The sequence below is a fragment of the Vibrio sp. V43_P6S15P86 genome (assembly GCF_009904725.1).
Taxonomy (GTDB): Bacteria; Pseudomonadota; Gammaproteobacteria; order Enterobacterales; family Vibrionaceae; genus Vibrio; species Vibrio diabolicus.
The window spans coordinates 1-13,483 of sequence record NZ_WXWT01000375.1 but is presented as its reverse complement, the minus strand read 5'-3'; the positions used below and the strand labels follow the sequence as shown (position 1 = coordinate 13,483).

Sequence of the window (13,483 nt, the reverse complement as noted above, 5' to 3'; positions counted from 1 at the left end):
GAATATATTGGGACTCCCTTGCAAGGCACATCAAATCTCTTTCGCTGGCCGATCACCGTGTACTATGAAGACACCGATGCGGGCGGCGTTGTATATCATTCTAATTATCTAAAATTCTTTGAGCGCGCGCGGACAGAAATGTTACGTGCTAAAGGCATTTCTCAACATGTGTTATTGGAACAAAATATCGGCTTTGTTGTCCGACACATGGATATTGATTTCAACCAAGGTGCAAGGCTGGACGAGCATTTGACAGTATTAACCCGAGTGTCAGAAATAAAACGTGCTTCCCTGCAATTCTGTCAAGAGTTGGTCAATGATCAAGGCAAGATATTGTGCAAGGCCTCTGTTAAGGTAGCATGTATCGATAATAAGAAAATGAAACCAATAGCTATTCCAACCTTTATAAATTCGGAGCTAACAAATAGTGACTGCTGATATTTCCATTTTAGATCTCTTTCTTCAGGCCAGTCTGTTGGTAAAGCTTGTGATGCTGACGTTGCTTGGCATGTCAATTGTGTCATGGGCAATGATCATCAAGCGCAGCAAAGTGCTTTCTCAAGCGTCAAAGAATGCAGAGCAGTTTGAAGACAAATTCTGGTCGGGTACTGATCTTTCTCAGCTTTACCAAAAAGTAAAAGCGCGTAAAGACGAGATTGAAGGCACAGAAGAAATTTTTTACGCAGGTTTCACGGAGTTTGCTCGTCTACGTAAGAGCAACGCAAACTCACCAGCGTACATCATGGAAGGCACTGGCCGCGCAATGCGCGTTGCTGTCTCTCGTGAAGTTGATGAACTAGAAACAAGCTTACCGTTCTTAGCGACAATCGGTTCTATCAGTCCTTACATCGGCCTATTTGGTACCGTTTGGGGCATCATGCACGCTTTTATTGCGTTGGGAGAAGTAAAACAAGCTACGTTGTCTATGGTTGCACCGGGTATCGCCGAGGCATTGATCGCGACAGCGATGGGTCTATTTGCGGCTATTCCGGCTGTAATGGCCTACAACCGCCTAAGCAATAAAGTGAGCAAACTAGAGCACACTTACGCAACATTCTCTGAAGAATTCCATAGCATCCTTCATCGTCAAGCGATGGCTGGCCGAGACAGCGCGGATAAGGAATAAAGCATGGCGGGTTATCAACCTAAAAAGCGAAAAATGACAGCGGAGATCAACGTTGTTCCGTACATTGACGTAATGCTCGTACTGTTGATCATTTTTATGGCGACCGCTCCATTTGTGACTCAAGGCGTCGACGTTGATCTTCCGAAAACATCGACCGCAGAATCTATGCAAGACCTTGCTGGCGAGACTGACAGTAGCTTTATTATCATCGAAATTGATAGCGAGGGTAATTTAGGCCTAAGCGTAAATGATGAAGAAGTTCAGCGAGGTTTGTCGTTGCAAGATGTTATTGTGCGAGTGAAAGCGGAGCGAGAGGTTAAGCCGGATTCACCAGTTGCGGTAGGTGGCGACGCGGCAACACCATATGCCGATGTTGTTCTATTGCTAGATGAACTAAGTCGAGCTGGTATCCCTAAGGTAGGTCTAATGACCGATATCAGGGAATAGACATCAATTATCTATGAAAGATCACAAGAAGAAACCCAACCAATACGCCAAACCGATAGCAATATCGGTTGGTTTGCATGCAATTCTCGTTGCAGCCCTGCTTTGGGGGACGGACTTCAACATGTCTAAACCAGAGCCTACAGGGCAAATGGTTCAAGCTGTTGTCATCGATCCAAAACTTGTGCAGCAACAAGCGAAAGAAATTCGCCAGCAACGCGAAAAGGCAGCAAAAAAAGAACAAGAGCGTCTTGATAAACTGAGACGCGAAGCGGAGCAGCTAGAGAAAAACCGCAAAGCTGAAGAAGAGCAAATTCGCAAGTTGAAAGAGCAGCAAGCGAAAGATGCTCAAGCGGCACGAGAAGCAGAAGCTGCGCGTAAGAAAAAAGAGCAAGAGCGCAAGCAGGAAGAAGAACGTGTTCGCAAAGAAAAAGAGCGAGCTGCTAAGCTAGAAAAAGAGCGCAAGGAAAAAGAAGAAGCCGTGCGTAAAGCTGAGCAGCAGCGTTTAGCAAAAGAAGCGGCTATAGCAAAAGCTGAGCAAGAACGTTTGGCTCGTGAAAAAGCAGCAAAAGAAGCGGAAGAAAAAGCACGTCGTGAGCGTGAAGCTGCTGAAAAAGCTGAACAAGAGCGCATTGCAAAAGAGAAAGCGGCAAAAGAGGCAGCGGAGCGAGAGCGTAAAGCGAGAGAAGCAGCTGAGCGTGCCGAGCGTGAGCGTAAAGCGCAAGAAGCCGCGTTAGATGATATTTTTGCAGGCCTTGAGGATGAGGTTAGTAAAAATAGTGCTGCTCGAAATCAATTTATTGACGATGAACTTTCTCGAATGTCATCCATCTATACTCAAAATATTCAGCAAAAGTTGATTAAGGATGACTACTTGCTGGGAAAGGAGTGTAGGGTAAACATCAAATTGATTCCGACAGGAACTGATATGATGGTCTCTGGTGTTACCGTTTTGAGTGGCGATACTCGAGTATGTGCAGCGGCGAAGCGAGCGATAGCTCAGGTAGGGACGTTCCCTAAATCTTCAGAAGCTGCGGTAAACGAAAGACTAAAAGACATCAACATAACTGTTGCTTTGGACTAAAAGGAATAAGAAGTGATTAGACGCCTTTTACTAGGAATGTTTGTACTGTTTAGCAGTATGACAAATGTGGTGAATGCCGCATTAGAGTTGGTCATTACCGATGGTATTGATTCAGCACGACCAATTGCTGTTGTTCCGTTTAAGTGGGAGGGCACTCAAGCGCTTCCAACGGATATTTCTGCTGTTATTGCCTCGGATTTGCAACGCAGTGGTAAGTTCAGCCCTGTTCCAACGAGCAAGATGCCACAAACTCCGTTCAGCGAATCAGAAGTCAATTTTGACGCCTGGACTAATTTAGGTGTAGATGCTCTGCTGACTGGCTCAATCAAACAAAACGCTCAAGGTGATTACGTTATCAACTATCAACTTGTTGATATTGTGCGTGGCCAGCTAACGGGTGGAAAAAGTAAAGCGCTTGGTAGCGATGGCGAATTAGTACTGTCAAAAGATCATGTGCTGTTCAATAAGGTCGCGACCGTTCAAGGCCCTCGCATGCGTGAGTACGCTCACCGCATCTCTGATTTGGTGTATGAGCAGTTAACGGGTGATCGTGGCGCCTTCATGACCCGTATTGCATACGTGGTGGTGAATGATAAAGACCGTTTCCCTTACCAACTTCGTGTGGCTGATTACGATGGTTACAACGAGCGCTTGGTTTTACGTTCTAAGCAACCATTAATGTCACCAGCATGGTCGCCAGATGGTAAAAAGCTTGCGTATGTTAGCTTCCAAAATGGTCAAGCAGAAATCTTTATCATGAACATCTACACCGGTGAGCGTGAGAAGATTACTTCATACCCACGTCATAATGGTGCGCCAAGATTTTCGCCTGACGGCAATAAGTTAGCGATTGTTCTCTCTAAGACAGGCTCGCTTCATGTTTACACGTTCGATCTTAACACTCGCAAGCTGACGCAAATTACGCGTGGCAGATCAAATAATACTGAACCGTTCTGGCATCCAGATGGAAAATCGTTGATTTTCACATCGGATAGGGGTGGTAAACCACAGATTTATCAAGTAAATTTGGGCAGCGGTTCTATTGACCGTTTGACTTGGCAAGGCAGCCAAAATTTGGGTGGCCAGATTACTCCTGATGGGCGATTCCTAGTAATGGTGAACCGCAGTAACGCAGGATTTAACTTGGCGAAACAAGATTTGGAAACTGGTGCTCTTCAAGTCTTAACTAAGACCTTGCTTGATGAGTCTCCTAGTATTGCCCCAAACGGTGGCATGGTTGTGTATAGCTCGATTTACAACAAGAAAAACGTACTATCGATGGTGTCAATTGATGGTCGATTCAAAGCTAGATTACCGGCAACAAATGGGCGTGTTAGAGCGCCTGCATGGTCACCGTTTTTGTAGTAATAAGTTTGATTAATAAAGGAAAATAAGATGCAACTGAACAAGGTTCTAAAAGGGCTACTAATCGCGCTTCCTGTAATGGCTGTTACAGCGTGTAGTTCAAGCGACGACGCTGCTTCTAACACTGGTGCAGCAACAAACAACAATGGCGCAGTTGAAACAACAGTAGCTACGCCAATTGATCAAAGCGGTCAGCTAACAGAGCAAGAGCTAAAAGAGCAAGCGCTACGCGAAACTCAAACAATCTACTTTGCTTTTGATAACTCAACAATTGCAGCAGATTACGAAGAGATGCTTGCAGCTCATGCTTCTTACTTAAGCAAGAACCCAGCTCTTAACGTAACTATCGAAGGTCACGCTGATGAGCGTGGTACTCCTGAGTACAACATCGCTCTTGGTGAGCGTCGTGCACAAGCAGTAGCTAACTACCTGCAAGCACTAGGTGTTCAAGCTGACCAAATCTCAATCGTTAGCTACGGTGAAGAGAAGCCACTTCTTCTAGGTCAATCAGATGAAGTTTACGCTAAGAACCGTCGCGCGGTTCTAGTATACTAATTCGAGGTAATCCTCATGTTCAGTAACACTAAGCGCGCTGTTGCGCTTACGTTACTGGCAAGTGCAGCGAACTTTGCGTTCGCTGCACCAGCTCCAGTATCCGATCTCAACAGCACATCATCCGTCTCTAAGAGCCGTTCATCTGAAACGGAAGTAGAGCGTCTAGAACGTTTGCTCCAAAACCGCAATCGTGTTCAGCTCCAAATGCAACAGCAAATTGACCAAATGTCACAAGAGATCAGTGAATTGCGTGGTCAATTAGAGCGAAATAGCTACGAAATGAAACAAATGTTGCAACGTCAACGTGAGTTGTTTGTCGAGCTGGATCGTGTGCGTGGAGAAATCAAATCCGCGCCAGCGCAAGAAGCGAAACCGGCTAAAACAGGTGGTCAGTACACACCAAATGTTGATGAGCAAACGGCATATCAGAATGCAGTCGACCTCATTCTCAAGAAACGTGACTACACTGGCGCAATTGCAGCGTTCCAGCAGTTCCAGAAAGATTATCCTGACTCCACATACTCAGCGAATTCTCACTATTGGCTAGGCCAATTGTACTTCGCTAAGAAGCAGGACAAGGATGCTGTAAAGAGCTTTGCTGCGGTGGTGTCTTATAAAGACTCCAATAAGCGAGCCGATGCTTTGCTCAAGTTAGGTGAAATCGCTGAGCGTAATAACAATGCAGCTCAAGCGAAAAAGTACTACCAACAAGTGGTTGATGAATACCCAGGTAGTGCATCTGCAAAACTTGCCAGCTCTAAGCTGTAAGACGTTATGTTTTAAAAAGGAAGCTTCGGCTTCCTTTTTCTTTTCCGTTTCTTTATCGGTGGTGATCGAATAAATCGAGAGGAATGGCATCGAGCCTTTTATCCCCATCTTGCAACGGATCCTTTCAATCAGAAATGCTACCTGTAACAAAGATATACGGCTAGATAGCTAGAAATCCCCGCGACAAGTTGGTTTTTGAAAATTAACGAGGTTACAATACTCTGATTAAAGGAAGTTGCGTAGAGCAAGAGCAATGAGCCATATATTAGATAAAATCGACACTGTTTACCCATTCCCACCGAAACCAGTTCCATTAAGCGAAGAAGAAAAAGCATCTTACATTGAGCGCATTAAAAAGCTGCTAAAAGAAAAGGATGCGGTACTTATCGCGCACTACTATACCGATCCTGAGATTCAAGCCCTAGCGGAAGAAACGGGTGGTTTTGTTGGTGACTCGTTGGAAATGGCGAAGTTTGGTAATCGTCATCCTGCAAGCACACTGATCATTGGCGGTGTTCGCTTTATGGGCGAGTCGGCCAAAATCCTAACACCAGAAAAGCGAATTCTAATGCCAACGTTGGAAGCGGAATGTTCGCTCGATCTTGGCTGTCCAGCGGATAAGTTCAGTGAGTTCTGTGATGCTCACCCTGATCACACGGTTGTGGTTTATGCAAATACGTCTGCCGCAGTTAAAGCTCGTGCCGATTGGGTCGTTACATCAAGCATTGCGCTTGAAATCGTGGAACACTTAGACGCTGAAGACAAGCCAATCATCTGGGGACCAGACCGTCACCTAGGGTCGTACATCGCTAATAAAACTGGCGCAGACATGCTGCTATGGCAAGGTGAGTGTGTGGTTCATGATGAGTTCTCTGCTGATGCGCTACGCAAAATGAAGAGCGTGTATCCAGATGCGGCTATTTTGGTTCATCCTGAGTCACCAGCAAGCGTGGTCGAACTTGCCGATGCCGTTGGCTCAACGAGTCAGCTGATCAAAGCAGCGAAAGCGCTTCCTCACAAACAAATGATCGTTGCGACAGACAAAGGCATTTTCTTTAAAATGCAGCAACTTGTGCCAGAGAAAGAACTTATCGAAGCTCCAACCGCAGGTGCTGGCGCAACATGCCGTAGCTGTGCACACTGCCCTTGGATGGCAATGAACGGTTTGAAAGCGATAGAGAAAGCGCTTAGTGAAGGCGGTGAAGAACACGAGATCTTTGTTGATGAAGAATTGCGTGTTAAATCGCTCATTCCGTTAAATCGTATGTTGGACTTTGCTGAGCAGCTAAATATGCAAGTGAAAGGTAATGCTTAAAAAGTAGGCGTAACTGAAAGTAAATCTCAAAAACCAGCCGAATATGGCTGGTTTTTTTGTGTCTTACTATCAATGAGTTACTATTGATGTAATCAATGAATATCGAGGTCATAAATTTATGGCGGTGTGGTTAATAGTTAAAAAGTGGCTTAGTTCACACCTTTTTAAATTGAGCAACCGAAGTCTTCTCATCTTTAGTGGCTTGTATGTGAGCCTTTCATGGGGACTGCTCGTTCTCGCTGGTGAAACCGCATTAACAGACAGCTTCTCTAACTTTATCTATTACCTTATGGTTACGGCGAGTACGGTGGGTTATGGCGATCATTCTCCAGTGACAGATTTGGGTAAATGGGTTGTTGTACTGTTTGTGATCCCAGGCGGCTTGAGCCTATTCGCTGCATTATTGGGACGTGTCGCTGGAGCAGCGATGGATTACTGGCGAGCGGGTATTTTAGGAAAACGGAGAGTAAGAGTGGAAAACCATATTGTATTGTTGGGTTGGAATGGATCGAGAACGATGCACCTTATTCGCATGTTACAACATGAAGAAGAGGGGAAGCGTCCGATTGTTTTATGCAGCCGTTCAGAAATAGAAAACCCGTTGCCAGGCGAGATCAGTTTTATCAAAGTGACCAGCTACACGGATTCGCAAGAGATGAAAAACGCCAATATTGCTGAAGCAGCTTGCGTTATTGTTGATAACCTCTCGGACGATATCACGCTGTCAGCCGCGCTGTACTGCGCTTCTGTGAATCCTTCCGCACATTTGGTCGCTTACTTTAAAGATGAGGCGTTAGGCCGTCTTTTAAGTCAACACTGTCCTAAAGCGGAATGCATACCTGCTGTTGGCGCAGAAATGTTGGCAAAAGCGGCGGTAGATCCAGGCTCAAGTGCACTTCACCAAGAGCTATTAGCTTCAACACGAGGCATGACTCAATACTCGGTTATTTATCCTGAAAGGCTGCCAGTAACTACTGTTGAGAGTCTCTTTGTTTTTCTCAAAAGGCGTCATCATGCCACGCTAATTGCTTTTGACATTGGCCATGGTATCCAACTCAACCCAGATTTAGATGCAGAAGTACCACCGAGTACCAAGCTGTTTTACATTGCAGATGAACGTATTGAAGATTTTGCATGGAAAGAAATGAACAAGGAACAATAATGCACATGATTGCTGACCTGTTAGCAGGTTTTCCCAACTTTTTACTCTATTTTTCTGTTTCTATTATTTTCGTTTTGGCGTTTAAGTTCATCTACGTCAAGCTTACGCCTTACGATGAATGGCACCTGATCAAAGAAAAGCAAAATACAGCGGCAGCGATTGCACTAAGTGGCGCATTTCTTGGTTATTGTATTGCGATTTCGGGGGCGGCAAAAAACTCAGTCAACATTGTCGATTTTATGGTATGGGGCGTTGTTGCAATGCTGGCGCAGATCATTGCATTTGCGATTGTACGTTTTGTTTTACTTCCAAAAGTGACTGAGCGTATCGAAAAAGATGAGCTGCCCGCCGGTATTGTATTAGCCGCTGTTTCTATATCGGTCGGCGTATTAAATGCCGCTTGTATGACGTACTAGGAGGAACGATGAAGCGGAGTTCTAACGTTAAACGTTCTTCCATGGACAAAAGTTTAAAGCTTGGGAAAATTATTCCCTTTGCTGCTTTTGGCGGTATTTTCTTCTTGGCGACACAAGAATCGAAAACCGAAGGCTACATTTTTTCTGACGCTGATGAATGCAAATCAAACTCGCCAGAGTTCAGTGAGCAGTGCGATATTGCTTATCAAGAAGCTTTGGCTCGCGCCGAACGAAATGCCCCTCGCTACAACAATGAGTTCGAATGTGAAAATGATTTTTACGAAGACGATTGTTACTACAGTTCCAGTTCCCGAGCTTATGTGCCTCACTTTGGGGGCTTCTTTTACAGTCGCGCACTGAGCGGTTTGAAAGGTTACAACAAGAGCTATTACTCTGAACCAATGTATCGCTATAAATCCAAATTCTATAATGGTGCGGGACAATTTTTTGGTTCCTATCGTAATCAGCCGACGAAGGTTGCGACCAGTAACCTAAATAAACGTGGTGGCGGAACTATTGGTAGAGCGATGTCTCGAGGCGGGTTTGGTAAAGCGGTATCGGTCAGCCGAGGCGGTTAATAAGCACTATGTTTCGACGAGAAATACAAGAGCGCGAAAACTGGCGTGAGTTAGCACGCCAGTTTGGTTTTGGCTTCCATTCCATGTATGACCAACCGTATTGGGATGAGAGTGCTTACTATCAATTCACGCTTGAGCAAATAGAGAACGATATTGAAGCACCCACTGAAGAGCTGCATCAGATGTGTCTGGCTATTGTGGACGAGGTGGTTCGTAGTGAGCGGTTGCTGACGCAATGTGCGATCCCTGAATTTATGTGGGAGCAGGTCGCTTCTTCGTGGCACCGAAATGAACCCTCGCTCTATTCGCGTCTGGATTTTGCATACAACGGAACTTCGCCAGCTAAGTTACTGGAAAACAATGCGGATACGCCGACCAGCCTGTTTGAAACGGGTTTTTGGCAGTGGGTGTGGTTAGAGGATGTTGTAAATAAAGGTCTAATTCACCAGAGCGCGGATCAATTCAACATTCTTCAAGACTTTTTGATTGAGCGTTTTTCCGAGATAGCCAAATATCAACCCGGGCAAACCCTTCACTTTAGCTGCTGCAAGTACACTGAAGAAGATAAAGGGACTGTCCAGTATTTAGAAGATTGCGCGCGCGAAGCTGGGTTAGCGACGGCGTTTGTTTATGTCGAAGATATTGGTGCGACGGAAGATGGTCTGTTTGTGGATGCAGATGACAGAGCGATTCGTTGGATGTTCAAGCTTTATCCGTGGGAGTTTATGTTTGAAGAGGAATATGCGAAATACCTAGCGACCGCGAAAGTGAATTGGTTAGAACCCATGTGGAAGTCGATTCTATCCAACAAAGCACTTTTACCGTTATTGTGGGAGCGCTTTCCTAACCACCCGAACCTTTTGCCCGCTTATTTTGCTAACGATTCAAAAGCGAACACTATGAGAGATTATGTCATCAAGCCACTATTTTCTCGAGAAGGCGCGAATATTGAGATCGTCAAAGGTGGGAAACGCATACTCAAAACAGCAGGGCCTTATGAATCTAAATTCAATATCGTCCAGCAGTATCATCCGTTACCCAAGTTTGGGCAAAGCTATACATTAATTGGCAGCTGGCTAGTCAACGATAGAGCCGCTGGGATTTCGATTCGGGAAGACACTAGCTTAGTCACGCAAGATATGGCGCGATATATTCCACATGTGATTTTAACATGATCAAAAAAGCTCTCCATCCAGAGAGCTTTTGTCTATTCAGCGGTTCAATCTTGATGGTCGACAGCGTTGTGTCTTATTGTTCTTCAGCTAATGCAACACCGCGCTGAGTAAGACCACATAGCATCACTGGCATGGCATTGAAGATCTCTTCAAACTGTTCTAAGCCTTCCATGCCTTGTTCTGCCAACGTTTCAATGGTCGTTTCTGGATCGTAAAGCATCGTAAGAGAAAGCAAAACACCGCCGAGCAGAGCATTATCTTCGCTGTCCTCTGGCATTAGCGTTTCCCAGTCATCACGAGCAAGTTGCCAACCTTGTAATACACCTTCACAGAAATCGCGAGCCTGACTTGTTACAATGTCTTGCTCATCTAGCGCGCACCCTGCAGGCCACTGCCAAGTGCCTTCTAGGAGAGCGGGACGAGTTTGGTTCCACATTTGTACAATCTCGTCAATGTATTGCTCTAGTTGTTCACCGTCAGTAAATGGCGCTGTTTCTTCTCCACCCCATAAGAATGGCAACCACTCTTGAGGCATTAATACGTTTGGCGCTGCAGCCATCGCTGTTACAAAGCCTTGAGTTTTTGCTAGGTTTAGTAGTTTACCGTCAAGTTCTGGGAGAGAAAGGATGTCTTGTAGTTTCAAAATAGAATACCATTTGTTAATGGGCTGGTTGATTGCGCTCATCTTACCAATCAATTTGTGATAAATCGATATTAGGGAATGATTCACAGACATCTATGGAAATTCGCTCATCACTTAGAAAAAAAAGCATTCTCGCCCTGACACTGTACCTGTGTTTCTTTATCGCAACGATTGGTTCTGTTGCCTATTTGGTTGTCGAGCCTCCGGTTAGGCAAAAGCTAGAGCAAAACCTAGAGTTACGCACCCAACTGCTTGCTCTAGAGATTAAAGAGCCTCTCCTTAGCTCTACCGGTGTATTGAGTAGCCTTGCAGGACTCGCCCAGGGGACTGAAAATATTCAATCTCTCAACACGACAATTCCGCATATTCTCCAATTGAGTGATGAGATGCTCGTCAGTGGTGGCGTATGGCCTAAACCAGAACTCAAAGCTGAACAATGGCGATATAAAAGCCTATTCTTCAACAAAAACAGTGATGGCGGTATTGACCAAATTCACTCCTACAATAATCCTGAATCTGGCGGCTATGATAATGAACCATGGTATAAGGCAGCTGCTGACGCGCCAGTTGGTTCTGTGAGTTGGTCTACGGTTTATATCGACACTTTTACTCAGGTTCAGATGATTACTGCGTCTTCCCCATATTATCAAAACGGTCAATTCGCTGGCGTTGTAACGGTAGACTTATCACTTGATGCACTTTTTCAGTTTATTCGAGAGCACACGAACCTGCATTCTTTAGGTGTGGTGGTTCGCGATGCTGACTCGAACGTGATTATTGAGCACAACTTCCAACTAACAGACGAAATTTATGTCAGTGAGCTTGATTTCGGAGAGTTTGATTGGCGGATGGAAGTTGTCAACGCGAAAGCTAAAGTAGCTGATCAAGTGTTTGAACAAGTCATGAGTGTTGAGGGGAGGATCATTCCATTCTTACTCTTGTGTGTACTGGTCGGGTATTACTTGCTGAATCGTTACATTGTCGAACCGATTGTCCGTATTGCGGCTAAGATTGATGACTCGAAAACTGGCGGGATCATAGACATTGACTACGATAGCGAAGATGAAATTGGACAGCTCATCGAGAAGTTCAATGAAAAAACCATCTATCTAGAGCAAGAGAGAATAAAAGCCCAGGCTTCGACGAACGCTAAAACGGCATTTTTAGCCACATTATCCCATGAGATTCGTACGCCAATGAACGGTGTATTAGGAACCGCTCAGATATTGTTAAAAACGCCACTCACCGATGATCAACGTAAGCACCTGAGAACACTTTATGACTCAGGTGATCATATGATGACGTTACTTAATGAGATTTTAGATTACTCAAAAATTGAGCAAGGACATGTTGAATTCGAAAATACGCCTTTCCCAATTGAGTCGATCATCGGCAGCATAAAAAGTGTTTATCAAACACTATGTGCAGAAAAAGGCCTTCGTTTTAGAGTCGTGTCTCATTTACCAACAGGGCGCTGGTACAACAATGACAAAGCCCGTCTGCGCCAAGTATTGTTTAACCTACTAAACAACGCTGTCAAGTTCACCGACCGAGGCATCGTAGAGGTAGAGCTGACCGAGAAATCGAGCAAGGCAGATACCAAGCTTATTCTCGCGGTGAAAGATACGGGTATCGGTATTTCTCAAGAAGCGCAAAAACGCATTTTCCGTCCTTTTGAACAAGCGGAGTCCTCGACGACTAGGCGGTTTGGTGGTACAGGGCTTGGTTTGGCGATAGTAAAAGAAATTGCCGAGCATATGGGAGGGCATGTGATTGTGCAGAGTCAAGAGAATGTCGGGACAACCTTTACCGTCGAGATCGCGCTTACGCCTTGTGAGCCTGGGAAAGTGGAAGCAGTCAATGCACATAAGCTGAATTGCAAAGGTTTGAAAGCGCTCATTGTCGAAGACAACCGAACAAATGCAATCATTATGGAAACTTTCCTAAGAGCCAAAGGCTTTGAGTGCACAAGTGTTGAAAATGGTCAGCTTGCCGTCGATGAGGTGGCCGTTCAGTCATTTGATTTGATATTAATGGACAATCATATGCCTGTTCTTGATGGTGTTGGGGCGATATCAGCCATTCGAGCGATGAGTTCGCCTGTAAAGTCGGTACTGATCTTTGGCTGCACAGCGGATGTATTCAAAGAAACACAAGAGCGCATGATAAATGTAGGAGCCGACCACATAATTGCGAAACCAATTGTGGAGTCTGAATTAAATGATGCGTTATATCTCCACGCAGCACGGTTATACCAATACCAGTCGGACTTTGGTGATAATACAACGGATATCCTTGATGCGGAAAAGTGGCTACTAAACTTCTATGTTGCTCTAGATAATGGTCATCTCAACGAAGCGCTAGAGGCTATTTCAGCGATTATTGCTCAAGTCACCCCAGATGCTAATAAAGACGTTTCTTTAGTTGCCGAGCGAATAAGGCGTAACTTAAAGCGTCAGCAGTCTCCAAACCAAGATGATATCGACACATTAACGCTCTTGCTCGCATCATCATAGCTTAATCCATATAGCGCGATTCAACGCAATCATGAATTGTCTTTACTCTTCATACCTAACCTTAGCTGAATCGTCTGTTTTTTCCTTACTTTCAATGAGCTTAGCGCTGCTGTTGGATTCTGTCATAAGAGAAACGGTGCGGCTCTCAGTTGCGCTCACATCGGGAATACTCTGAATTTTTACAACTCAGTAGCATAAGTTATTAGAATGATCGTTTATTCCCCGAACTTAATCCTAACCCTCCATCCAAACAATCACTTATCCCACTTTTTGTGTAAGTTAAATCCGTATTTTTCTACCATTTTTACGTCATTTTAAGCGTGTTTAGTTGTTAGT

Annotated in this window: 14 protein-coding genes; 13 read left to right on the top strand and 1 reads right to left on the bottom strand. The window is 44.8% G+C overall.

The window, feature by feature from the left end; translation table 11 throughout:
• Positions 1-18: 18 nt before the first annotated feature.
• The 12 genes from ybgC to CAG69_RS17040 all read left to right on the top strand — a co-directional run bounded on the left by ybgC (position 19) and on the right by CAG69_RS17040 (position 9,988).
• Positions 19-438 carry a tol-pal system-associated acyl-CoA thioesterase gene (gene ybgC, locus CAG69_RS17095; RefSeq protein ID WP_012841975.1) on the top strand — a complete coding sequence of 140 codons (420 nt, stop codon included), beginning with the start codon at positions 19-21 and terminating at the stop codon, positions 436-438.
• Positions 428-1,126, top strand: a complete 699-nt coding sequence (gene tolQ / locus CAG69_RS17090) for a protein TolQ (protein ID WP_161445322.1) — start codon at positions 428-430, stop codon at positions 1,124-1,126. The genes ybgC and tolQ overlap by 11 nt, the downstream gene beginning before the upstream one ends.
• A gap of 3 nt (positions 1,127-1,129) precedes the next feature.
• Positions 1,130-1,573, top strand: coding sequence for an ExbD/TolR family protein (locus CAG69_RS17085; RefSeq protein WP_005378298.1), 444 nt, complete (start codon positions 1,130-1,132; stop codon positions 1,571-1,573).
• Positions 1,574-1,586: 13 nt separating this feature from the next.
• Complete coding sequence (gene tolA / locus CAG69_RS17080; RefSeq protein WP_161445321.1) at positions 1,587-2,654, top strand: cell envelope integrity protein TolA; 1,068 nt, start codon at positions 1,587-1,589, stop codon at positions 2,652-2,654.
• A gap of 12 nt (positions 2,655-2,666) precedes the next feature.
• Positions 2,667-4,019, top strand: coding sequence for a Tol-Pal system beta propeller repeat protein TolB (tolB, locus tag CAG69_RS17075; protein ID WP_161445319.1), 1,353 nt, complete (start codon positions 2,667-2,669; stop codon positions 4,017-4,019).
• Between the two features lie 30 nt (positions 4,020-4,049).
• Positions 4,050-4,574: a peptidoglycan-associated lipoprotein Pal gene (gene pal / locus CAG69_RS17070; protein ID WP_005378293.1), complete on the top strand. Its 525-nt coding sequence runs from the start codon at positions 4,050-4,052 to the stop codon at positions 4,572-4,574.
• A gap of 15 nt (positions 4,575-4,589) precedes the next feature.
• On the top strand, positions 4,590-5,342 hold the full coding sequence (gene ybgF, locus CAG69_RS17065; RefSeq protein WP_006742904.1) for a tol-pal system protein YbgF: 753 nt from the start codon (positions 4,590-4,592) through the stop codon (positions 5,340-5,342).
• A 253-nt stretch (positions 5,343-5,595) separates the two neighbouring features.
• Positions 5,596-6,657 carry a quinolinate synthase NadA gene (gene nadA / locus CAG69_RS17060; RefSeq protein WP_005390762.1) on the top strand — a complete coding sequence of 354 codons (1,062 nt, stop codon included), beginning with the start codon at positions 5,596-5,598 and terminating at the stop codon, positions 6,655-6,657.
• A gap of 118 nt (positions 6,658-6,775) precedes the next feature.
• A complete protein-coding gene (locus tag CAG69_RS17055; protein WP_152812468.1) occupies positions 6,776-7,819 on the top strand; it encodes a potassium channel protein in 1,044 nt (347 codons plus the stop codon).
• Positions 7,819-8,235: a DUF350 domain-containing protein gene (locus tag CAG69_RS17050; RefSeq protein WP_005390766.1), complete on the top strand. Its 417-nt coding sequence runs from the start codon at positions 7,819-7,821 to the stop codon at positions 8,233-8,235. The genes CAG69_RS17055 and CAG69_RS17050 overlap by 1 nt, the downstream gene beginning before the upstream one ends.
• Before the next feature lie 8 nt (positions 8,236-8,243).
• Entirely contained in the window at positions 8,244-8,813 is a 570-nt protein-coding gene (locus tag CAG69_RS17045; RefSeq protein WP_104971479.1) for a DUF1190 domain-containing protein, read from the top strand.
• An 8-nt stretch (positions 8,814-8,821) separates the two neighbouring features.
• Entirely contained in the window at positions 8,822-9,988 is a 1,167-nt protein-coding gene (locus tag CAG69_RS17040) for a glutathionylspermidine synthase family protein (protein ID WP_161445317.1), read from the top strand.
• Positions 9,989-10,061: 73 nt separating this feature from the next.
• Here CAG69_RS17040 and CAG69_RS17035 read toward each other — a convergent pair whose 3' ends face one another.
• Positions 10,062-10,673 carry a YecA/YgfB family protein gene (locus tag CAG69_RS17035; protein WP_005378278.1) on the bottom strand — a complete coding sequence of 204 codons (612 nt, stop codon included), beginning with the start codon at positions 10,671-10,673 and terminating at the stop codon, positions 10,062-10,064.
• A 53-nt stretch (positions 10,674-10,726) separates the two neighbouring features.
• Between CAG69_RS17035 and CAG69_RS17030 the strand changes: the two genes are divergently transcribed.
• Positions 10,727-13,147, top strand: a complete 2,421-nt coding sequence (locus CAG69_RS17030; protein WP_161445315.1) for an ATP-binding protein — start codon at positions 10,727-10,729, stop codon at positions 13,145-13,147.
• The last annotated feature ends 336 nt before the right edge of the window (positions 13,148-13,483 follow it).

Excerpts from the sequence above, each read along its gene's own strand:
- CAG69_RS17085 (WP_005378298.1), top strand. The coding sequence starts at position 1,130 with ATGGCGGGTTATCAACCTAAAAAGCGAAAAATGACAGCGGAGATCAAC.
- tolA (WP_161445321.1), top strand. The coding sequence starts at position 1,587 with ATGAAAGATCACAAGAAGAAACCCAACCAATACGCCAAACCGATAGCA.
- pal (WP_005378293.1), top strand. The coding sequence starts at position 4,050 with ATGCAACTGAACAAGGTTCTAAAAGGGCTACTAATCGCGCTTCCTGTA.
- ybgF (WP_006742904.1), top strand. The coding sequence starts at position 4,590 with ATGTTCAGTAACACTAAGCGCGCTGTTGCGCTTACGTTACTGGCAAGT.
- nadA (WP_005390762.1), top strand. The coding sequence starts at position 5,596 with ATGAGCCATATATTAGATAAAATCGACACTGTTTACCCATTCCCACCG.
- CAG69_RS17055 (WP_152812468.1), top strand. The coding sequence starts at position 6,776 with ATGGCGGTGTGGTTAATAGTTAAAAAGTGGCTTAGTTCACACCTTTTT.
- CAG69_RS17050 (WP_005390766.1), top strand. The coding sequence starts at position 7,819 with ATGCACATGATTGCTGACCTGTTAGCAGGTTTTCCCAACTTTTTACTC.
- CAG69_RS17045 (WP_104971479.1), top strand. The coding sequence starts at position 8,244 with ATGAAGCGGAGTTCTAACGTTAAACGTTCTTCCATGGACAAAAGTTTA.
- CAG69_RS17040 (WP_161445317.1), top strand. The coding sequence starts at position 8,822 with ATGTTTCGACGAGAAATACAAGAGCGCGAAAACTGGCGTGAGTTAGCA.
- CAG69_RS17035 (WP_005378278.1), bottom strand. The coding sequence starts at position 10,673 with ATGAGCGCAATCAACCAGCCCATTAACAAATGGTATTCTATTTTGAAA.
- CAG69_RS17030 (WP_161445315.1), top strand. The coding sequence starts at position 10,727 with ATGGAAATTCGCTCATCACTTAGAAAAAAAAGCATTCTCGCCCTGACA.